This is a genomic window from Priestia endophytica DSM 13796 (genome assembly GCF_900115845.1).
GTDB lineage: Bacteria > Bacillota > Bacilli > Bacillales > Bacillaceae_H > Bacillus_I > Bacillus_I endophytica.
Window position 1 is genome coordinate 43323 of the sequence record NZ_FOXX01000008.1, and the last position, 25296, is coordinate 68618.

At 39.5% G+C, this 25296-nt stretch carries 5 protein-coding genes and 1 pseudogene; all 6 read right to left on the bottom strand.

Annotated elements, in window-relative coordinates; genetic code table 11:
* Positions 1-3: 3 nt before the first annotated feature.
* A complete protein-coding gene (locus BM012_RS15440) occupies positions 4-630 on the bottom strand; it encodes a response regulator (protein WP_061805667.1) in 627 nt (208 codons plus the stop codon).
* A 5-nt stretch (positions 631-635) separates the two neighbouring features.
* Positions 636-2000 carry a sensor histidine kinase gene (locus tag BM012_RS15445; RefSeq protein WP_061805666.1) on the bottom strand — a complete coding sequence of 455 codons (1365 nt, stop codon included), beginning with the start codon at positions 1998-2000 and terminating at the stop codon, positions 636-638.
* The gene (locus tag BM012_RS15450) at positions 1997-2632 is read right to left on the bottom strand and encodes an HAD-IA family hydrolase (protein ID WP_061805665.1); all 636 of its coding nucleotides are present in this window, start codon (positions 2630-2632) and stop codon (positions 1997-1999) included. Before BM012_RS15450 ends, BM012_RS15445 begins: the two co-directional genes overlap by 4 nt.
* A gap of 400 nt (positions 2633-3032) precedes the next feature.
* A pseudogene (locus tag BM012_RS15455) lies at positions 3033-3458 on the bottom strand (DDE-type integrase/transposase/recombinase); the annotation flags it as partial.
* Positions 3459-3943: 485 nt separating this feature from the next.
* Positions 3944-18829: a non-ribosomal peptide synthetase gene (locus BM012_RS15460; protein ID WP_074842846.1), complete on the bottom strand. Its 14886-nt coding sequence runs from the start codon at positions 18827-18829 to the stop codon at positions 3944-3946.
* Positions 18819-25295 carry a non-ribosomal peptide synthetase gene (locus BM012_RS15465; protein WP_061805663.1) on the bottom strand — a complete coding sequence of 2159 codons (6477 nt, stop codon included), beginning with the start codon at positions 25293-25295 and terminating at the stop codon, positions 18819-18821. The genes BM012_RS15460 and BM012_RS15465 overlap by 11 nt, the downstream gene beginning before the upstream one ends.
* Between the last annotated feature and the right edge of the window lies 1 nt (position 25296).

Genomic DNA, 25296 nt, shown 5'->3' on the forward strand with positions numbered 1-25296 from the left:
TAATCACCATAAACCTCCTGATTTCACTTTCCTTATTGCCTCTTTGGAATTAGAAACAGACATCTTTTTCAGTATATTTTTAATTTGGTTTTTTAGAGTATTATCTGATTTCATTAATTTCTTTTGGATATCTCGTCGTGAGTGGCCTTGTTCTATCAATTTATAAACTTCTCGTTCTGCATTAGTTAGATCTTTGAGCTGCTCTTCACTCTTCATACGTCGATAGTCTTGTAAAATAACTTCAACTGGATTAGATGGTTCATGATAAATTGAACGGATAATATGTGGTATTTTATGTACATCTTTTTTTAGAATATAATCCGTTGCCCCTGCAATGAATGACTTTTGAATGATATCTTCATCAGACATTGACGTTAACATTAATACTTTCCAATCACCACTACTCTTTAACTCTAATGCTGTGTAAATTCCATCTAAGTTATTATCCGTTAGATTAATATCGACAAGGAAAATATCAATATGGTCAAGAGCATTCGATAAGTTAATAGCTTCTTCCTTTGTAGTGCCACACCCAACTAAAACGATATCATCTTCATTTCCTATAATTGTTTCCATAATATTTAACCAATCAATATCATCTTCAATAAGAACTACTCTAATGGGATTCATAAGCATCATCCTTTTAATGGGAACGTTAGCGTCACAGTTGTTCCCTTATTTAGTTCACTTTCAATGTGTAGATTACCATTACTTTTTAACATTACATCATAGCAATAATGTAAACCTAAACCAAAGTTGGTCCCTCTTCTCCCTTTTGTTGTAAAAAAGGGCTCTGTGACATGTCTTAGATTTTCTTCTGATATACCACTACCATCATCCGTAAAAGAAACCGTAATCTGATTACCAGTGCCTTTAGTAATGACTACCCTTATATTACCGCTTCTATCCATTGACTCTATTGAATTTTTAATTATGTTTAAAAACACTTCTTTTGTATGAGTACTATCGCAATAAGCATAGATATTGGGTTCATACACCTTTTCTACAGTTATACCCTTTGCTTCAATTTCTTTTTGCACATAATTTAGAGTTTCATCCATTAATTCACTTAAATCACAGTTACTTTTTTTTACTTGAATCTCTTGAGTTTGACTTTGCATTCTATCGACCATTTCGATTAAATGATTAGAGCTTTTGTTAATAATCTCAACTGCCTTTTGACACGAGGCATCAAGATTGTGACTGTGAGGTTGTATAATTTGCAGGCTTGAATTAATTTTATAAATTTGGTTTTTAATAGAATGATTTAATAAGCTTGTTCCTGAAGTAACGGCTTTACTTGTTTTTTCTCTCGCTTCTCTTTCATAACGTAATTTAATTCCATTTAATGAGCCGCTCCCTAGAGCTTTCCATATAAAAATAAAAAACGAGATTACAAGAAAAAATACAACGTATCGCCAAATTTGATTACTACTATTAAAAGCTCGTACAATATAGTTTAAAATTAAGGCCGTTAATATAACTGGAAACATGAGAGACAAGGTAATAAAACGACTCTTCTTCTTTTTCTCATCTTTCTCCGTCATATATGCGTAAATATGGATAATACATGCAATACATATATAAGGAACTGCCCAATAGAGCATAGAATCAAAATCAGGGACAATGTCTGGAACATATACAGTAGTGTCAACCATAAAAGGGATTGGAATTAACAAAATATATTTCAAAGTTCTTATAACTTTAGATGTAAATCTCCCACTATAAACAACTGCATGCATTAAGATTCCATAAGGACAAAAATAGATAGATACAAAGCCCGTAAAAATCCTTAAACCATACAAAAAAGTGTTAAGTAAATCAAAGTTCATATCATTCTTGTTTAAGGCAGGGATAAATGATTCTATAATTGCACGCGATAAACCAGCTAATGATGAACATATTAGCAAAAATACGACCCATCTTAATGAGGGCGATTTAGGATCATAGCGGTAACAAAGGATAGCAAATATAGCACTAACTAAGAATAAAGCAATCATTTATTGATTCCTTCAATAGTTCTTACAATGTCCAAAGGTTCCTTCACTATATAATCTGGTTGGGCTTCTTGCAATAGCACCTCAAAGTCATACCCCCATGTAACAGAGATAATTTTAATATCACTCTTTTTACAAGCGATAATATCCCGATGTTCATCACCAACAAATACAATGTTTTCTCGTTGAACATTATGACTTTTCACGTAATTATTAAGTGTGATATGTCGACCGAAGAAGCGATGAGATCTGAGAATTTCATCAAAATAATCCATGTCATTTAGTTTTAAAAATTTTTTAATGTTTTCTTGCGAATTTGCAGAAACTAATATTAACTGAAACCCTGATTCTTTTAATGTTTTCAAAACAGACTTTATGTCACCAATGGGTTCTAAATGTGGGATCTCTTCTTTATATTTCTTCACGATATCAATTGTTAACATCGGGATCTTCCATAAAGGAACATTAAATTTCTTAAATCGTTCTTTAAAAGTGATAGTACGGATATAATCACTCTCTTCTTGGGGCATTTTAGTGTATTTATATTTATCTGCAAAACTATTAAAAAGATCAAATACTACTTGCCCGGATTCTACAATTGTTCCATCAAAATCAAAAATTACTGTTTTAATCATTTTTCACATCCACTTTCATAATTCTTCTATGTTTAAACAGAAATTACATTATATATTTATAATACCATATTCTCCTTTTAATTCTGTTAAAATAATCTACTATTGTTTGGAGAAATTCTTTTAACAGGTACTAAAGTTCTCTCCTCTATAGGAAGTTAAATAAAAAAGGATTCATTAGCCAAATTGTTCATTTAATAATATAAGGAAGAATTAAAATTAACACTAAAAAAATCAAATCATAGATGTAACGTGGATTAAAACCTTTGGTCAGCTTATTGAAGTAGTTAATTACAAAAAGAACAAACAAATGGACTACTTTTATACCTCGAGTTTATTAGGGTTCTGGTGCAAAAACTACTCGCTAGAAACATAGAATGTCAATTTCCTTTAAATTGCTAGCTTATGAAGCTAATCCAAACAAATTATGAATGAATTCTTTTTGATTTTGAGCAGACTTCATCCCTTGGTGAACTTGCTTCTTTTTGATCATATGCATCGCTTCTATTCCACTCAAAATATTCTTGGCTGTACGAAAAGATTTCAATCCTAACATCGCACGAACTCCCTTTTTAATAAAACGATGGTCTTGTTCCACGATGTTATTAAGATATTTCACCTGTCTTATTTGGATGCATACGGGCATCTTTTTCTCTTTCTTCAACTCTTCAATTGCTATAGGATAGGCTGGGTTCTTGTCTACTGTAATAACACGGGGCTTTAAAACATAAAAAGGCCGCAAAGCTTTCTTGAAAAAGCGCTTTGCAGCCTGATGATCTCTTGTTTTGCATATCAGGTTGATAATGTTTCCACTTGAATAGACTTTCCTTTTCCATACTAATCACGTCCTTTTTTAGAGTACTAGTATCAGTATGTCCAAGTTTGGGAGATTACTTGCAGATATTTTGAAGTTTTTGCACCAGAGCCCGATAAATTCCTTATTTATTTCGAGAGTCTATTTAAATTATATTTTGCTTATATTCAAGGTTATATAAAGTAGAAAAAGTGTATATTGACATATTAATGAAAATATACACCTTCTCTTCAACGCCATCATAAAAGAATTCAGTTTTGATGCAAAAACTTCAGGGTAATTGCATTATACTATGTTATTTAACAGTCCATGTAAGTTTCCATGTCTCTATCAAGCAATTTTTGCACCAGAACCCTATAGTGCTGCACTTGATATACTCGTAATTTCATAAACTCAATGTATAGTTATTGGGATGCCTTTTTACATTTACATCATTACTCACAAATAACAACTTTGATAGTGACAATTTGTGTGTATAAAGTTTTATCTTTCTGGGTTCTCTACTTTCGAGCTAACAAAAAGGCAACTCTCTTTATCTCTTCTAATTTATTTACGAGATATTTAGATATCTTTTCCACAGCTGGGGAAAAGACTATTTCTTCGTGCGACCCAGGAATCAAATACTTATTCACTTTCCCCCGTAATAAAGGCTGCCAATCCGTAAACAACTCTATACCGTCTTCAGCGCTAAAGTAGATCACTTCCCCAGAATATGGCGTTAAAACATCCTTTGCCATTAAATTTAGACATTTCCTGTGAGCATTGGCAATTTGTTTTAAACTCGTAAGATCCGCATCGAGTGGGAGCACTCCTTCTACAATTAACCGATCAACAAGTATATCCTGTTGATGAACAAGTTCTTCTCCCTGCTCTACTTGGTCAAAATGAATGAAATGCTCAGTTATATAAGAGATCACATCTTCCTCTGTTCTGTAATCCTGTTCTGAAGGCATCTTAGTATCCATAAGTACCAACAACTCAACTTCGTTTCCTTGATTTCTTAGTACAGTCGCAATTTTATAGGCAATGGCCCCACCCAAAGACCATCCTCCCAGACGATATGGTCCTTCTGGCTGAACGCGTTTTATTTCCTCTATGTAGAGTTGAACTACTTCCGACAAGGTCAACCCATCCATTTGTCTTTTCTCTACGAGAGGATTCTGTAGACCATAAAATGAGCAGTGGTTCTTGAGTAACCTTGCTAGTTGAATGTAACAGAATACATTCCCCATAAACGGATGAACACAGAAAAAAGGCCTTTTCTCTGACTCTTGTAGTGGAACCAGAGTCAATACAGATTTTGTCATATCATGCTTGTCACGAATGAGGCAGGCGATTCTTTCCACTGTTGGATTCTTAATCAGTGTGGACACCTTAATCTCTTTTCCAAATGTCTCTCTAATCTTTGAAATCAATTTGATTACAAGGAGTGAATGCCCCCCTAAATTAAAGAAATCATCGTTTACATAGACATCTTCTATCTGTAGCAGATTCTTCCAGATTTTAATCAGCTTATACTCAATTTCATCCCTTGGGGTAATTGGTGTAGAGAAGTTATTTTCTCGTTGAATGGTTAAGCTGTTCAATGCCTTTCGATCAACCTTCCCATTCGTTGTGAGCGGAATCGCGTCTACCTCAATAAAGTGTGTAGGAACCATATAATTCGGTACTTGTGTCTTAAGATGTTCACGCCATTCATACACACTTCCCTCTCCAACTACATAGGCGACTAATCTCTTCTCTCCTGGTATATCCTCTGTTACCAAGACTACTGCTTCTTTCACCAATGGATGACTTTCTAAATTCGCTTCAACCTCTTCAAGTTCAATCCGGAAGCCTCGAATTTTTACTTGATTATCGATTCTTCCCAGATATTCTAAATAGCCATCAGTTAAATAGCGAACCAAATCTCCCGTCCGATATAATCGTTCCTCTTCATTAAATGGATGACGAATAAATCGTTCAGCTGTTAACTCTGGGCGATTCAAGTATCCCTTCGCCAGACCTGCTCCACCGATATAGAGTTCACCCATCACACCAACTGGAACTGGCAACCAATTCCTATCTAATACATAAGTTTGAACGTTTGGTAACGGACGCCCAATGGTAACTCTCGTGCTATCTTTTTTTATATGATAGCACGTTGCATCAACAGTACATTCTGTAGGGCCATATACGTTATAAAAATCAATTTTATCAGCCTCTACTAGTTGTTTCCATAATGAAGGCATGATTGCTTCTCCACCAACCAATACCTTGCTTGGAACATGAACACTATCATTTGTTTCTAACAACCCACTATCGAGGAGTAATTGAAGTAATGAAGGTGTTATATCGAACATTTCCAATTTGTTCTCCCGAATATATGCTACAAACTGTTGAGGATCACTCCGAACTTCGTTCGGAATAATATACAAACTCGAACCATACAACAGCATTTGTAGTTGTTTAATAGATGAATCAAAGGCGACTGAGGCATTTAGACCAACACGCATATTAACAGGTATCCGATGTGAAAAAACCTCTTTCTGTAAACCATAGGATAGATTTAATACCGAATGATGTTGTATCAAAACCCCTTTTGGATTCCCTGTCGAACCAGAAGTATAGATAACATACGCTAGGTTTTCTCCTGTTACCTCGCATACTGGTGACAGTTTGCTTTCTTGCGAAATCATTTCTTGATCCCTATCCAAACAAACTGCTGTGACTTCTTCAGGTATCCAACCTTGTGATACCTCGTTCGTAACCAATATTTGAATTCCTGTGTCGTCCAGAATATATCGTAGGTGACTTTCTGGATAGGATGGATCTAATGGAACATAGGCTGCTCCAGCCTTCCAGATTCCTATGAGACCGACAATCATCTCAACTGAACGTTGGAAACAAAGCCCGACCAATGACTCTGCCCCAATCCCGCATTTCTGAAGATAATGAGCCAATTGGTTTGCTTTCTCATTCAGGTCTCGATATGTCAACTGTTGATTTTGATCCACCACTGCCACCGCATCAGGTGTACGATCCACTTGATCTTCAAACAGTTTGTGGATCACACTCTCACGTGGATACGGTCCTCTATTATTATTCCATTCTTCCAGTAGTTGTTTTTGTTCTATTTCCGTAACATACACCAGCTCCGACAAAGTTTGATCAACGTTCTCGATCATTTGCTTTAACACTTGGCTTAAATGGCCTAGCATCCGTTCAATGGTGAGGCCATTAAACTTGCTACGATCATACTTCAACTTTAACAACAACTGGCTTTCTGGAACAACTGTCAATCCTAATGGATAATGAGTTTGCTCTACTCCTTCCATCTCACCAATTTCTAAATTTTCTGAAGACTCCTCTTTCACTGGGTAGTTTTCAAACACATACAAGCTATGGAACAGTGGGGTTCCTCTAGGAACTTCACTCCATCCTTGAATCTCTGTCAAAGAAGCATATTCATATTGTCTTCTTTCTATCTCTTCCTCTTGTATTTTCTGCAACCAATCCATTACTTTTATGTCATCTATCAACTGAATTCGCGTCGGTGATGTGGTAATAAAAGGACCTACAATGTTTTCAACATCAGCAATCTCCGTAGGTCGTCCTGAACTAGTTACACCATAGACAATGTCATTTTCTCCACTATACCGGCTCATGAGATACGCCCACGCACCTTGAATTATCGTACTCAAAGTGAGCTTATTGCGCTTCGCCCAGCTTTGTAAAGCTTGGGTCTGCTCTTCTGATAAATGAGTAACCTTCTCTGTGTAACCTTTTTCTTGCTCTTTACTTTCTAAGCCCAGCAGGGTTGGCGCTGTAAAACCTTTAAGTTTCTCTCTCCAGAATTGTTCCGCCTGCTCCTGATTCTGTTCTCTTAGCCATTGGATATATTTCTTGTATGGCAATGACTTAGGTAAATTCACAGTTTCTCCATTCATTCTCTTCTGATACACTGTAAGCAATTCGGTAAAGACTAGTGGTAGGCTCCATCCATCCAACAGAATATGGTGATGTGTCCAAACAACCCGATATTCTTCCTCACCCTCTTGAATGACAGTCACCCGCATCAATGGCGCTTTATCAAAAAGAAAAGCTTGTTTTCGATCCAATGCTAAAAAGACTTTTCTTTTCGCCTCTTTTTCTTCGGCAGTCAGCGTACGCCAATCTTCTTCATTCACCTTAAATGGAATGTTGTCATACACCACTTGTAAAGGCTCTTCAATTTCATCCCAAACAAATGCTGAACGAAAAATCTCATGCTGCTGAATCACCAATTTCCATGCCTGTTCGAAGGTAGGAATATCCAACTCTCCTCTAATCATGAAACTTAATTGCACTATATAAGGCGCTACATGTTCATCCTCTTGGTCATGCAGTGTATGAAAAATCATACCTTCCTGCAAAGGCGATAGCGGATACAAATCGGTAATCGGATAGTTCTTTCCACGATTCATCTTGGATAGTACTTTTGTCAAACCTACTTGGTTAAGATTAGCCATCGCAAAATCCGAAACGGTCACTGCAGATTCTCCATCCGAAGATTGAATCAATCTGCTCAGTTGATGGAGCAGATTCTCTGCAATACTTTGAATAGTTGATTTCGCAAATTGCCCAACATTGTACACCCAAGTAAACTGAAGTTTTCCATCCGTTACAATCCCAATTACGTCGATTAAATGCGATCGCTTGGACCCAGAAGCATGATCTAAACGTTTAAATCCGTTCTCTGGAACAAATATTGCATCGTCAGAAAACATTTGGTCAAATTGTCCAAGATAGTTAAAACTAATGAACGGTGTATGTTGAGACCCCAATTGCTCACACATTGTTGCGTTCAGGTACCGCAAAATCCCATAGTCAACGCCCTTATTAGGAATTTTGCGCACTTGTTCTTTAACTGCTTTTAATGCTGCAATTGGCGTGTCGGCACCGGTAATATTTAAGTGAACAGGATAAATACTTGTAAACCATCCCACTGTTCTCGATAGGTCAACGTCTTCAATAATTTCTTCTCGACCATGCCCCTCTAAATCCACGGTCAGTATTGGCTGTTCTGTCCATACTTCCGTAGCTTGTACCAATGCTGCTAATAGTACTTCATTAATTTGGGCACGATGAGTACTTAAAACCTCTTGCAATAACGTACGGGTCTCTTTCTCATCTAGTACCACGGTAATTTCCTCAGTTACTTCGTTTATTGAATCATTAACAGTTACATCCACTGGTGGCATAACTACTTCTTGTTTGGACTGCTGCTCCCAGTAATCAAGCACTTCTTGCGATATTGTAGATTCAGCGTAATGATGTAATTTCTCCGACCATGCTTTAAAGGATGTACTCTTCATAGGCAATTGAATTTTCTGTCCCTGAATTGCTTGAGTATATGCAGTTTGCAGATCTTCCAATAAAATCCGCCAAGAAACACCATCTACTGCTAAGTGATGAATTGACCAAAATAATCGGCCAGTCTTCTTCTCACCTTCATCAAAATATACCATTCTCATTAACGGACCCGCATGTAAATTCAAACTTTCTTGTGCAATATTAATCTCTTTTTGAACCACTTGATACCAATCTGCTTCCGGCACTTCTTCTAATGAAATTACAGTCAGCGTCGATTGTTCTTCTATTCCTTCATTCCACTGTTTCCAAGCTCCATCAGGTAAACATTCATATCTTAAACGCAGGGCATCATGATGAAGCAGAAGGTTACGCACTGACTTCTCCAGTGATACTATGTCCAGTCGCTCTTTTGTTCTAAAGAACATGGATTGATTCCAATGATGGGGGTTAGAATGATTTTGTGCAAAAAAGCTTTGCTGAATAGGTGTAAGAATCATATCTCCAGTTACAATTCCCTGTTCGGCTTGTACCCCCTGTTCTTCTTTTACTACTTGCGCCAGCTCGGCAATCGTTTGGTGTTCAAATATTTGTTTTGGAGTCAACTGTAAACCTGCTTGCTTCACACGCGAGACAATCTGAATGCTGAGAATTGAGTCTCCACCGATTTCAAAAAAGTTGTCATGAATGCCAATACGTTTTGAACCCAGCACACGTTCCCAAATTACAGAAAGTATTTGTTCACGTTCATTTCTTGGAGCCACGTAACCTTCTTGTGTCCCTTGATAATCTGGTATAGGCAAAGATTTCCGATCAATCTTTCCATTTATGGTCAATGGTAACTCTTCCATTTCGACAAAGTAGGAAGGAACCATATGGTTTGGCATTTTTGTTTTGAGATACTCGCGCCATTCTTCCTTATTCCCTTCTCCCACTACATAAGCTACCAGCCTCTTATCTCCCTGCTGGTTTTCCCTAACCATCACAACTGCTTCTTTTACCAAGAAGTCCTCTTGTAAGGTAGCCTCAATTTCTCCAAGTTCAATCCGAAATCCTCTAATTTTCACTTGATTATCCATTCTTCCTAGATAATCTAAATTACCATCAGGAAGATATCTCACAAGATCTCCCGTCCGATATAATCTCTCTCCTTCTTTGAATGGATGACGAATAAATCGTTCAGCTGTTAACTCTGGGCGATTCAAGTATCCCTTCGCTAAACCTGCCCCACCAATATAGAGCTCACCCGTTACACCAATTGGAACAGGTAACAAATTTCTATCCAATACATAGACTTGAACGTTCGGTAACGGACGCCCAATGGTTACCCTCTTACTATCTTTTTTAATATGATAGCATGTTGCATCAACAGTACATTCTGTAGGGCCATATACGTTATAAAAATCAATTTTGTCAGCCCCTACTAGTTGTTCCCATAATGAAGGCATGATTGCTTCTCCACCAACCAATACCTTGCTTGGAACATGAACACTATCATTTGTTTCTAACAACCCACTATCGAGGAGTAATTGAAGTAATGAAGGTGTTATATCGAACATTTCCAATTTGTTCTCCCGAATATATGCTACAAACTGTTGAGGATCACTCCGAACTTCGTTCGGAATAATATACAAACTTGAACCATACAACAGCATTTGTAATTGTTGAATAGATACATCAAAGGCAATGGAAGCATTTAAACCAACGCGCATGTTAGCAGGTATCTCATGTGAGAAAACTTCTTTCTGTAAACCATACGACAGGTTTATTACAGAATGGTGCTGCACTAAAGCCCCTTTGGGATTCCCTGTCGAACCAGAAGTATAGATAACATACGCTAGGTTTTCTCCTGTTACCTCACATACTGGTGACAGTTTGCTTTCTTGCGAAATCATTTCTTGATCCCTATCCAAACAAACTGCTTTGACTCCTTTAGGTATCCAACCTTCTAATACCTCGTTCGTAACTAATACTTGGATCCCTGTGTCATCCAGAATATATCGTAGGCGACTTTCTGGATAGGATGGATCTAATGGAACATAGGCTGCCCCAGCCTTCCAGATTCCCATGAGACCAACAATCATCTCAACCGAACGCTGGAAGTAGAGCCCGACCAATGATTCTGCCCCAATCCCGCATTTCTGAAGATAATGGGCCAATTGGTTTGCTTTTTCATTCAACTCTCGATATGTCAACTGCTGATTTTCATCCACCACTGCGACCTTATCAGGTGTACGATTCACTTGATCTTCAAATAATTTATGAATTACATTCTCACGTGGATACGCTATGCTAGTATCATTCCACTCTTCAAGTTGTTGCTGCTCCAATTCCGATAGCATCGGCAACTTCGCTAATGATTTATCAGGATGTTCCACAATTACATTCAACCAGTTTTCAAAATGCTCAGCCATGCATCTGATAGTTACACTGTCAAATAAATCAGTCTTATAAACAAAAGAAAGCAATAAACCCTCTTCTACTTCTGCGGCACTTAAACTCAAATCAAACTTAGCGATTGAAGCGTAACTCTCCATTTCTTCAATACTCCGTCCATGAAGCTCTGGTAGCTCTTGTCTCGTATTTTGTAAGGTAAACATGGTTTGGAAAATCGGAGAATGACTTGTACTTCGCTCAGGTTGGATAACTTCTACAATTTTTTCAAACGGAACATCTTGGTACTCATATGCCTTCAATGCTTTTTTCCGTACTTGAGACAACAACTCTTGAAATGTCGGTGTGCCATTCAAATTAGCCCGATAAACCAACGTATTGACAAAGAAACCAATCAATCCTTCAATCTCTCTATAATTTCGATTTGCAATCGGGCTTCCAACAAGAATATCCGATTGTCCTGTATATCGAGCAAGGAAGCTTTGATACGATGCTAATAGGGTCATGAAAAGCGTTACCCCTTCTTGACGACTAAGTGCGTTAAGTTTGTCCAGTAATGAGCATGACAACAACACAGTGTGTGTTAATCCATGATGGGTTTGTATCGCAGGACGAGGACGATCCATCGGCAACATTAAGACCGGTAACTCACCAGACAGCTCTTCCTTCCAATATGCGAGCTGTTGATTTAGTACTTCCTCTTTCAACCATTCCCTTTGCCATTGAGCAAAATCGGCATATTGAACTGGTAATGGTGCGAGCTCTGTTGACTTTCCGCCAACTGCCTCCTCATAAAATGCCATCCATTCTTGGAGCAAGATTTCCATCGACCATCCATCCGAGATAATATGATGCATGTTACAAAGAAGAATCCATTCTTCTTCTGAGATTTTCACGATTTGTCCACGGAACAACGGCCCCTGCTCTAAGTCAAATGGAGCTTCGACTTCAGTTTGAATCCATTGCCTCACTTCTCTTTCTCGCTCTTCTGGAGAAAGCTTAGTTAAATCCATTTGTGGGAGGGAACGGAAAGTATACGGTTGAATCTGCTGCACAGGATGATCGTTCACTTCATGAAAAACCGTCCGCAATGATTCATGACGCTCTATTAACTGATTCCATCCCATCTCCAATGCTTCGAGTACCCAATCCCCTGTAAGACGGCATACCATCGGCATATTATAAAGTGCACTATTAGGCGTAAATTGATCGATAAACCATAAGCGCTGTTGGGCATAAGAAAGCGGAATGGCTTCCCCTCGTTCCATCGGCATCAATGGTGGAATTTCTCGTTTTTTATCCCCCTTACGTAACTGATCTAATCGCTTTGCCAGTGCCTCCATCGTTGAATACTCGAACAGCTCACGCACTGGTAGTTTGATTTGAAAGACCTCTTGTAAGCGTGAGACCACTTGAGTAGCAAGTAGAGAATGACCACCAAGTTCAAAGAAAGAATCCTGAACACCAATATTTCCCGTCCCTAACACTTGACTCCATACTGAAGCAATAAGCTCTTCTATCGAATTTCTTGGGTATACATTATTTTCAGTAGATAGTTCACCAGGTTTAGGCAATGCCTTCAAATCAAGTTTTCCATTTGGTGTAAGTGGTAAAAATGCCATCTCAACAAAGTTTGCTGGAACCATGTAATTTGGTAAATGTGTTTGTAGATGTTCTCGCCATTCATGAACACTTCCTTCCCCAACTACATAAGCTGCTAATCGCTTGTCACCTGGATCATCTTCTCGTACCAATACAACAGCTTCTTTCACAGACGAATGTGCCTGTAAAGTTGCTTCAATTTCTCCCAATTCAATCCGGAAACCACGAATTTTCACTTGATCATCTATACGACCATGGAACTGGAGAGCACCATCAGGAAGATAACTTGCTTTGTCTCCGCTGTAATAGAGGCGTTCCCCTGACTTGAACGGATTTGGAATAAATTTTTCCTTTGTGAGATCCGGACGATTGGCATATCCGCGGGCAAGACTCTTTCCTCCGATATAGAGATCTCCAATCACACCAATTGGTACTGGCTGAAGATGAGAATCTAACACATAAACTTCTGTATTCGCAATCGGTCGACCGATTGATGGCGTACCTGCTGTCATTCCTACAGGTACATAACAATCCGTGGTAACGACGGTATTTTCCGATGGACCATACTGATTAATTACCGCAAAGGGAATTTTTTCAGATGGATACTGTGTTAATTGATCTCCTCCCGTAATGATAAAACGAAGATCAATCTTTTCTGGCCAAGATAATTTCAAGAGTCTTTCCAGAATAGGCGTAGGTGCAAAACTAGCCGTAATCCGCGAATCAATGAGCCAATCTCGTAGTGCCTCTGGATTAATTCTCAACTCCTCTGTTGACAGGTAGAGTGCTGCACCAGCAGTGAGATACGGCCAAATCTCCTGGACAGCCGAATCAAAAGCAATCCCCGCAATCTGAGTCGCACGATCCTTTGCTGTAATTTGATAAACTTCTTGATGCCAAGAGACCATATTCATTAATGAGCGATATTCAACCATGACACCCTTTGGCTTTCCAGTAGAACCAGAGGTGTAGACGATATAAGCTAAGTGCCCTGGGTTTATCTGTCGCTTCGGTGCTATTACACTTTCCTCTGTTATTTCTTCTAACCTCACCGTTTCGACCTGTTCGGAAAGGCTTTTTTGCACTGCCGTCGTCACCACGAGTTGAATTCCTGCATCTTCAATCATGTATTGTAACCTTGATTTTGGATACAACGGATCTAAGACGACATAAGCCCCACCAGCTTTTAAGATGCCCAGTAAACTTACCATGAGCTCAGCCGACCTCGGAAGGTAAACGCCCACAACTGATTCGGGAGTAACTCCTTTTTTCTGTAAAGCATTTGCCAACTGATTTGCTTGTGCATCCAGTTCACTGTAAGTCCACTCTCTCGTTTGATCAACTACTGCAATCGCATCAGGACGCCTTGCTACTTGTTCCTCGAATCTGTCGCAAATAAGACCCTGATGTGACATTTCCATTGCAGTGTCATTCCATGTTTCTAATAACAAAGCACGCTCAGATTCAGATAGTATACTCAGACTATTCAACGGTCTTTTTGGGTGATGAGAAACTTCGTGTAACCATTTCTCAAAATGTCCTGCCATCCGTTCAATGGTTGTAACATTGAATAAATCCTTATTGTATTCAAAAGTAAAAATTAATCCTTCTTCCGTCTCAGCTACCATTACACTTAAATCAAACTTTGCGATTGGACTATGGCTTTCTATCATTTCGATACTTCTACCAGACAACACTGGGAACTCTTGTTTCATATTTTGCAAGATGAACATGGTCTGAAAAATTGGAGAATGACTCGTACTCCGCTCTGGTTGTACAACTTCTACAATTTTTTCAAAAGGAATATCTTGATATTCATACGCCTTCAATGCCTTTTGACGAATCTGAGACAAGATATCCTGGAATGTCGGTTCTCCACTCAGATTAGCCCGATAGACCAATGTGTTGACGAAGAAACCAATTAACCCTTCTATCTCTCTGTAATTTCGATTTGCAATCGGACTTCCAACGAGAATATCTTCCTGTCCTGTATAGCGAGATAGAAAACTTTGATAAGCAGCCAACAGGGTCATGAAGAGTGTCGACCCTTCTTGACGACTAAATTCGTTCAGTTTGTCGCGCAGCGTACTTGGCAGCAATACCGTGTATGTCGACCCACGATGGGTTTGTATTGCGGGACGAGGACGATCCCTAGGCAGTTGGAGCACAGGAAGCTCCCCAGACAATTCTTCCTTCCAATATTGGAGTTGTTGCTCAAGCACTTCTTCCTTCAACCATCCCTTTTGCCACTGAGCAAAGTCGGCATATTGAACCGGTAATGGTTCAAGTTCTGCTACCTTCTCATCCGTGGCTTTCTCATAGAAGGCCATCCACTCTTCAAGTAGAACTCCTATTGACCATCCATCCGAAATGATATGATGCAGAGTACAAAGGAGAATCCATTCTTCCTCTCCCACTTGCAAAATAATTGCCCGGATCAGTGGGCCCTCCCCTAAATCAAATGGCACTTCTGTTTCTTGCTGAATCAAACGTTTAACTTCTGTTTCTCGGTCTTCTGGAGAAAGCATAGTTAAATCCATTTGTGGAAGGGAGTGGAAAGCATACGGTTGAATCTGCTGCACAGGATGACCGTTCGCTTCATGAAAAACCGTCCGCAATGATTCATGACGCTCTATCAGCTGATTCCATCCCGTTTCCATTGCTTCAGGTACCCAATTCCCTGTAAGGCGGCATACCATCGGCATATTGTAAAGTGCACTATTAGGCGTAAATTGATCGATAAACCATAAGCGCTGTTGGGCATAAGAAAGCGGAATGGCTTCCCCTCGTTCCATCGGAAGCAGTGGTGGAATCTCTCTTTTTTTGTCTCCCTTACACAACTGATCTAATCGCTTTGCCAGTGTCTCCACCGTTGCATATTCAAACAGTTCACGTACCGGTAATTCGATTTGGAAAATTTCTTGCAAGCGTGAAACTACTTGAGTAGCAAGTAATGAATGACCACCAAGCCCGAAAAAAGAATCCTGAACACCGATATTTCCTATACCTAGCACTTGACTCCATACGGAAACGATGAGCTCTTCCACTGGTGTTCGTGGTGAAGTAATATTTTCACTTATGAACTGTACTTCCATTTCCAGTAAGGCTTTCCGATCAACCTTACCATTTGGAGTGAGTGGCATCGCTTCAATTTTGAAAAAGTATGCCGGAACCATATAATGTGGCAGTTGCTTCTTGAGATACTCACGCCACTCTCCATCGTCCCCTTCACCCACTACATAAGCTACTAACTGCTTGTCTCCTGGACGATCTTCCTTCACCAACACGATAGCCTCTTTTACAGATGAGTGATCATGTAAGGCCGCTTCAATTTCTCCCAACTCAATTCGGAAGCCTCTGATTTTCACTTGGTTATCTATTCTTCCGATATACTCCAAGTTACGATTATTCAGATACCTCACCAGGTCACCCGTCCGATAGAGTCGTTCCCCTTCCTTAAATGGATGCGGAATAAAACGTTCGGCAGTTAACTCTGATCGATTGAAGTAGCCACGTGCCAAGCCTACTCCACCAAGGTAAAGTTCCCCCGCCACACCAATCGGTACCACCTGTTGATTTTGATCCAACACATACAATTTTGTGTTATCAATCGGACGACCAATTGGAATAAGCATTGGTTCTTTCTCTAAATCACATTCATAATAAGTGACATCCACAGTCGCTTCGGTAGGACCGTACAAGTTGCTTAACTTCGTTTGCTGAACATCGTAAAATACCCCCTTAAACCGGCGAACCTGTTCAATGTTTAACTCTTCTCCACTAGTAAAAACCTGACTTAAAGACGATACATTCTTTTTCGATTTAGATTGATCCATATAATCCAAGAAAGTAGATAACATCGACGGAACAAAGTGCATCGTGGTCACACGATATCGTTCGATATACTTCTCAATCATCGCAGGATCTTTCTCACCCCCGGGTGGAAGTAAACAAACACGCGCTCCTACAAATGACCACCAAAATAATTCCCAGACAGAAACATCAAACGAAAACGGCGTTTTTTGTAGGATTGCATCCTCCTCAGATAATGGATATTTTTTTTGCATCCACTGTAGTCGGTTGATGACCGAGTGGTGTTCAATCATAACTCCCTTTGGATTCCCTGTCGAACCCGAAGTATATATGATATACGCTAAGTTATTTGCTGTTACTCCACTCACTGGAGCCAAATTACTCTCTTTAGAAATCGTTGCTTGATCCCGGTCTAAACAAATTGCTTGGATATCTTCAGGTAACCAGTCCTGGAGTGCTTCTTTTGTTAAAATTACTTGAATTTGCGAGTTCTCTAAAATGTATCTCAGACGGTTTTCAGGATAACTTGGGTCCAGCGGGACATAAGCTCCACCCGCTTTAAGAATCCCATAGAGACCAATAATCATATCAGGTGAACGTTCAACACATATACCGACCAATGACTCAGGTCCTATACCTCGCTTTTGTAAATAATGCGCCAATTGGTTCGCTTTTTCATTGAGTTCTTGATACGTTAACTGTCCACCTTCATAAACTACCGCCACTGCTTGAGGTGTACGTGCAACTTGCTGTTCAAACAGTTCATGAATCATGCTCTCATGTCCATAAGCTACGTCAGTGTCATTCCATTCTTCTAAGAGCCGTTTCTGCTCTGTGTCCGATAACATTGACAGCTTTGTAAATGATTCATCTGGATGATACGTAATTTCATTTAACCAGTTCTCAAAATGCCCTGCCATACGTGCAATGGTACTACTATCAAATAAATCTGTATTGTATTCAAAAGAGACAAATAGACCTTCTTCCACTTCGTAAGCAGTTAAACTCAAATCAAATTTCGCAATAGAAATATTACTTTCTATCATTTCTAAGCTTCTACCAGACAGCTCTAGTCGTTCTGGTTTTATATTCTGTAGTGTAAACATGGTCTGGAAGATAGGAGAATGACTCATACTTCGTTCAGGTTGAACAGCTTCTACCACTTTTTCAAACGGTATATCTTGATATTCATACGCTTTTAACGCCTTTTTCTTAGTTTGAAACAAAATCTCCCGAAAAGTAGGAGTTCCACTCAAATCGGCTCGATAAACCAACGTATTAACAAAGAAACCGATTAATCCTTCTACTCCCTTATGATTCCGATTCGCAATCGGACTTCCGACGAGAATATCTTTTTGCCCCGTATAACGAGCAAGAAAGCTCTGATATGCAGCCATTAATGTCATAAATAAGGTAGCCCCTTCTTGGCGACTTATATCCTTCAATTGACTGAGTAATTTATGAGGAAAAACCACGTGATACGTGTCCCCAGCGTACGTTTGCGTAACCGGTCGAGGGCGGTCCACTGGCAGTTGTAATATGGGAAGCTCCCCAGATAATTCTTCCTGCCAATACGTGAGTTGACGATTTAGCACATCACCCAGCAACCACTCCTTTTGCCACTTCGCAAAGTCTGCATATTGAATTGATAGTGAACTTAATCTAGCAGGGTTTCCACTCGTTTCTTCCTCATAGAAAGCAAGTAATTCATTCATTAATATACCGATGGACCACGCATCAGAAATAATATGATGCATGGTACACAGCAATAACCATTCATCCTTTCCTAATTGAACAAGTTGATTACGAATTAAAGGGCCATTCATTAAATCAAATGGTTCTTGTGCTTCTCTCGCCATTAAACTATCTATCTCTTTTTCTTTTACTTCTAGAGGAAGATGAGAGTAATCCCTCACAGGTAATGTTCTAGGAAGGAATTCGACAATATGTTGGACAGGTTGCTCTCCTACTTCCTTAAAAACGGTACGTAACGATTCATGGCGTTCAATCAGTCGATTGAATCCCTTTTCCAAAGCTTCAGGTACCCAAGTTCCCTTCAGACGCCATACTGTCGGAATATTATATAATGAACTGCTTGGGTTAAATCTATCCATAAACCACAAACGTTGTTGTGCATAGGACAACGGAAGTGCTTCTTTATTTCCCTTTTTTTGCATCTGCTCCTGAAGCCAAGCTCTCTTCTCAGGAGAAAGTGAACTCAGCTTTGCAAGTAAATCATTTCTCATTTTTTACCCCTCTCTCAACCAAATTACTCTCGAATATACCTTGCGCTTCTTCCTCTGATAACTCTTCCAATTGCTTAAGAAGTTCAAGTAATTCTTCATCATTACTCACTTCTGCTTCTTTTTGAATATAGTCTTGAAAACTTAGATTCTCCTTACTATCATTCTGCATTTCTTTATTTCCGCTACAGAGCAATTGATCAATCCGTTCCGCCAATTCCTGCACCGTATGATACGTAAATACATCATGCAACGATAAATCAATTCCAAAAGCTTCTTTAAGACTGGAAACAGCCTGTGTAGCAAGTAATGAATGGCCACCGATTTCAAAAAACGAATCTTGAATTCCGATATTTTCTATACCTAAAACTTGATGCCATATTGAAACGATGGTTTTTTCCGTAGGCGTACGAGGAGCAATATAACCACTCGCTATTTCTTTACACTCTGGTACAGGCAATGCTTTTCGATCAATTTTTCCATTCGCGGTGAGTGGAAATGCGTTCAATCTGACAAAATGAGCTGGAACCATATAATTTGGTAACTGGGTCTTGAGATAACTACGCCACGTATGAACATCTCCCTCTCCAACTACATAGGCAACCAAACGCGGATCATCAGGATAATCTTCACGCACCATCACAATAACTTCGTTAACCAATGTATGATTTTGTAATGTTGCTTCAATTTCCCCTAGTTCAATCCGGTACCCACGGATTTTCACTTGATGATCAATTCGACCGAGATACTCCAAATTTCCGTCCGGCAGATACCTGACAAGATCTCCAGTCCGGTATACTCGCTCTTCTCCTTTAAACGGATGGGGGATAAAACGCTCGTTTGTTAAGTCAGGGCGGTTTAAGTACCCACGCGCTAATCCTGCTCCCCCAATGTAAAGCTCACCGATTACACCAATTGGAACCATTTTCTGGTTTGCGCTCAGTATATATACTTCTGTATTGAAGACGGGCTTACCAATTGGGGGTACCCTGTGTATAACACCCTTTTCTAATTCCATATATGTGGAATACGTAGTATCTTCGGATGGACCGTATAGGTTGTACACCTTCTCAATCGTATTTCTCTCGTATAAGTCTTGGACAAGTGCGTGTGGCAATGGTTCTCCAGCCAAATTCATCACCTTTACCGAAGAAGGGATTGCATTTGCTCGAACTAGTTCCTTTGCTGCTGATGGTACAGTGTTGACCAAAGTTACTCCTTTGGTAGACAGCTTATCTAGATGAAGAGCATTTTCAGCGACAATCACCTTGCCACCCATTGTTAAGGGAACAAATACTTCAAAGACCGATAAATCAAAGGATAGCGAAGTTGAAGCTAACACTCCTGCTAAATCCTTTCTGGAATAAGTTTGATGCGCCCAATGAATCATTGTTACTGTATTCCGATGCTCAATCATCACTCCCTTAGGATTTCCAGTGGACCCTGAGGTATAGATAATATAAGCTAAGTTATAGCTTGTCACTTCACTCGTACACCCTGTCATCCCTTCCTGTTTAATTTCTGCTCGGTCACGATCAATGCAAATCACGTCAACGGATTTAGGTAAAATCATTTTTTGCTGTACCTTTTCCTGTGTCACCAGTACCTTTATATGAGCATCCGCTAAAATATACTGCAGCCGACTTTCCGGATACGCTGGGTCAATTGGAACATAAGCTCCTCCTGCCTTCATGATTCCTAAGAGGCCGACAATCATCTCGGATGAACGTGTAACGCAAATCCCAACCAATGATTCGCAGCCCACTCCCCGTTTCTGTAGATAATGTGCCAGCTGATTCGAACGTTCGTTCAATTCTTGATATGTTAGTTCTTCATCTTCGCACACTACTGCGATTGCTTCTGGCGTTTTCTCTACTTGTTCTTCAAACAGTGTATGAATCGTACTTTCACATATATCTACAATCCCTGTTTCATTCCATTCCTCTAGTAATTGCTTATATTCTACTTTCGATAACATATTCAGTTCTGATAGTGAATCTTTTGGATGAGATACAATTTGATATAACCAATGTTCAAAATGAGCTGCCATACGTTCAATGGTTGTATCATTAAACAAATCAGTATTATATTCAAAAGTTAGCAATAATCCTTCTTCCGTTTCCGAAGCAAATAAACTCAAATCAAATTTAGCAACAGAAGTATGACTTTCCATCAGTTCCATGTTTCTTTCAGATAGCTGAGATAACTCTTGTTTCGTATTCTGTAAAGTAAACATGGTTTGAAAAATCGGCGAATGACTTGTATTCCGTTCAGGTTTTACGGATTCTACTACTTTCTCAAATGGAATGTCCTGATGTTCGTATGCTTTTAGTGCTTTTGTTCGTATCTGCGACAAAAGTTCTTGGAACGTCGGATTTTCACTAAAATCAGCTCGATAAACCAACGTATTTGCAAAGAAACCTATTAATCCTTCAATCTCTTTAACATTTCGGTTTGCAATCGGGCTTCCAACCAAGATGTCGTCTTGTCCTGTATAACGGGAAAGGAAGCTTTGATATGCCGCCATCAAGGTCATAAATAAGGTGGATCCTTCTTGCAGACTTAAATCTTTGAGCTTTTCCAGTAGGGAATTCGCCACCCTTAGGAACTGACTTGCACCACGGTGGGTTTGAACCGCAGGTCGAGGACGATCCATCGGTAATTGTAAAACCGGTAGTTCTCCAGACAATTCCTCCTTCCAATATTGAAGGTGCTGATCCAGATTCTCTTCTTTTTGCCATTCTTTTTGCCACATGACAAAGTCTGCATATTGAACAGATAACTCCTTCATTTCCACTGGTTTTCCGCTTATCGCTCCTTCATAAAAAGCCATCCACTCTTCAAGTAAGATTCCCATTGACCACCCATCCGCGATAATATGATGCATCGTACAAAGAAGCACCCATTCTTCCTTGTCCACTTTCAATATTCTCGTTCGAATCAAAGGACCTTTTCCCAAATGAAATGGCTTCTCCGCTTCGTTTTGAATGAGCCGTTTCATTTCTCTTTCCCTATCTTCCAGAGAGAGATTTGCTAGATCCGTTTGAGGGATAGGTCTGAAAACATGAGATTGAACCTGCTGAAAGGGTTCCCCCTCTTGCTCTTGAATTATCGTCCGTAATGATTCATGACGTTCCAATAACTGATTCCACCCGGCCTCCAATGCTTGAATTGACCATTTTCCTGTCAATCGACACGCTGCGTGGATATTGTACATCGCACTATTTGGAATTAATTGGTCAATAAACCATAAGCGTTTCTGTGCATAGGAAAGTGGAATAGATTCTCCCCGCCTCATAGGTACAAGTGGTGGAACCTCTCGTTTTTTCTCTCCGTTGCACAACTGATCCAATCGCTTCGCTAACGCCTCTACTGTAACGTGCGTGAAAAGTTCACGTAGCGGGATTTTTATCTGAAACACTTCTTGTAATCGAGAGACGATTTGAGTAGCGAGTAGTGAATGCCCACCTCGTTCAAAGAAGGAGTCTTGAATCCCAATATTTTCTACACCCAACACTTGAGCCCAAACCGAAGCAATAAGCTCTTCCGATGGCGTCCGAGGTAGAACATTTAAATCCCCAGTAGGTTGCTCATCAGGTGCTGGTAAGGCTTTTCGATCAATTTTCCCATTCGGAGTAAGCGGAAACTGTTCCAATTCTACAAGGTGCGCTGGAATCATGTAATTCGGTAAGTGGTTTTGTAAATACTCTCGCCACTTTTTGATGTTTCCATCGCTTATCACATATGCCACCAATCGCTGATCGCCTGGGCGATCTTCTCTAACTAATACGACAGCCTCTTTAATGGACGAATACTTTTCTAAAGTTGCTTCAATTTCTCCAAGCTCAATCCGAAAACCACGCATTTTCACCTGATGGTCCATTCTCCCTATAAATTCTAAATTCCCATCAATCAGATATCTTACTGAATCTCCTGTTCGATACAGGCGTTCTCCCAATTGAAATGGATGCGGAACGAATCTTTCAGCAGTGAGCTTCGGACGATTTAAGTATCCGCGTGCTAAACCTGCACCACCAATATATAATTCGCCCTCTACCCCTACCGATTGCAGGCGTTGATTTTGGTCTAATACATACAATTGCGTATTCTGTATCGGCTGGCCAATAGAAACAAATTCTTGATTAGGTTGAATGTCAAATGCATTTACGTAAATAGTTGCTTCAGTTGGTCCATAAAAGTTGGTTAGTTTTACTCGTCCGCTCTGATTCCATTGCTGTTGAAATCGTCTAACCAACCCTGAACTTAGCTCTTCCCCACCAGAAAATACATGACGCACGGAAGAACATTTCAATTTCAATTCAATATGATTGAAATGTTCTAAGAAAACAGATAACATCGAAGGAACAAATTGAACAATAGTAACCTGATGTTTTTCAATCACTTCAGCTATAATAGAAGGATCTTTCTCTCCACCTGGAGGTAAGATAGATACACACGTACCTACGCTAAGACCCCAAAATAACTCCCAAACAGATACATCAAATGAGAATGGGGTTTTCTGCAAGATCACATCCTTTTCAGAAAGTGGATATTGGTGTTGCATCCATTCGAGATAATTAATCACTGAATGATGCTCAATCATCACTCCCTTTGGATTCCCTGTAGATCCTGAAGTATACATAACATATGCTAAATTTCTTCCTGTTACACTACTTGTACATACGGTTGATTCTTCTTTTTCAATTGCAGTACCATCTTGATTCATACAAATTGTTTCGATGCGTTGGGATATACCTAGATTTTTCAACTTTTCTTGCGTTACTAGTACTTCGATGCTAGCATCTTCTAATATATAGCGTAACCGACTCTCTGGATAAGTAGGGTCAAGTGGAACATAAGCTCCTCCTGATTTTAGAATCCCTAGTAACGCTACCATCATTTGTGTCGAACGTTCCATATACACTCCAACTAGAGAATCTGGACCTACACCACGTTTTTGTAAATAATGAGCTAACTGATTAGCGCGCTCATCCAACTCTTTATAGGTCATTTGTTCATTTTCATAAATAACCGCGATTGCTTCTGGTGTTTTCTTAACTTGCTTCTCGAATACCGTTTGAATCATATTTTCAGATGAATATTTTACTTGAGTATTATTCCATTCCTCTAGCAACTGCGTCTGCTCTTCCATTGTTAAATGAGTGACCTCAGAGAGCTTTAAATCTAAACTTTTCGTCATCTGAATTAAGGTTTGCGATAAGTGACCCTGAATCCGATTTATTATTTCTTCATTAAAATAGTTGCGGTCATACATCAACTTTAACGTAATTTCCTTACCAGGCATTACAATGAGTGTTAAAGGATAGTTTGTTTGCTCCGCGCTTTGGACCTCTAGTAATCTTAAATCAACATTACGGTCACCTTGAATGGGGTAATTTTCAAACACATACAAGGTATGAAATAAGGAACTATTCCGCGGAACCTCACTCCACCCTTGAATATCAACCAACGAATTATACTCATATTGTCTTCGTTCCATTTCTTTCATCTGTATCTTACGAAGCCAGTCTACTACTGCTGTCTCATTTGTTACTCGAATTCGGGTAGGTAATGTATTAATGAATAGGCCAACCATACTCTCTGCGCCTATCAATTCAGTAGGACGACCAGAGCTAGTTACGCCGAATACAACGTCATTTTCACCGCTATACCTACTCATCAAGTAGGCCCAAGCGCCCTGTACTAACGTATTCAATGTTAACCGACTATTTCGTACCCACTCTTGTAAATTCTCAGTAAGTTCCTCAGATACCTGATAAACACACTCTCCATACCCCTTCTCCTGTCCTTGATCCTTTCTTTCCATCGCTAATGGCGTAGGTGCATGAAATCCTTTTAATTCTTCCGTCCAAAATTTCTCTGCTTGACTTTGATCTTGTTTATTTATCCACTGGATATATTTTTTATAAGGAAGAGACTTAGGAAGATTAAACAATTCTCCCTTTATCATCTTGAGATAAACTTCCATCACTTCACTAAAGATTAGAGACACACTCCATCCATCCAACAAAATATGATGATGTGTCCAAATGATTCTCGTTTCTTCTTCTGCCTCTTTAATCGCAGTGACTCTCATCAACGGTGCTTCGTCTAATAAAAATCCTTTCCTACGATCTGTAGTCAAAAACTGGTGTAATTTCTTCTCCCTCCCCTCAATTGACAGAGCGCTCCAATCTTCTTGATGAATAGTAAAAGGAATATGTTGGTAAACAGCTTGCAGAGGCTTTTCTACTTCCTCCCACACAAATACTGAACGTAGAACTTCATGTCGATGAATGACGTATTCCCAAGCCTTTTCGAAAGTAGCAACATTCAATCGGCCACCGAGCAAGAAGCCTACTTGTACAATGTAGGAAAAAGAATGATCATCATCTTGATCGTATAAAGTATGAAACAGTATTCCTTTTTGCAAAGGTGATAATCCATATATATCAGTAACATCTCCCATC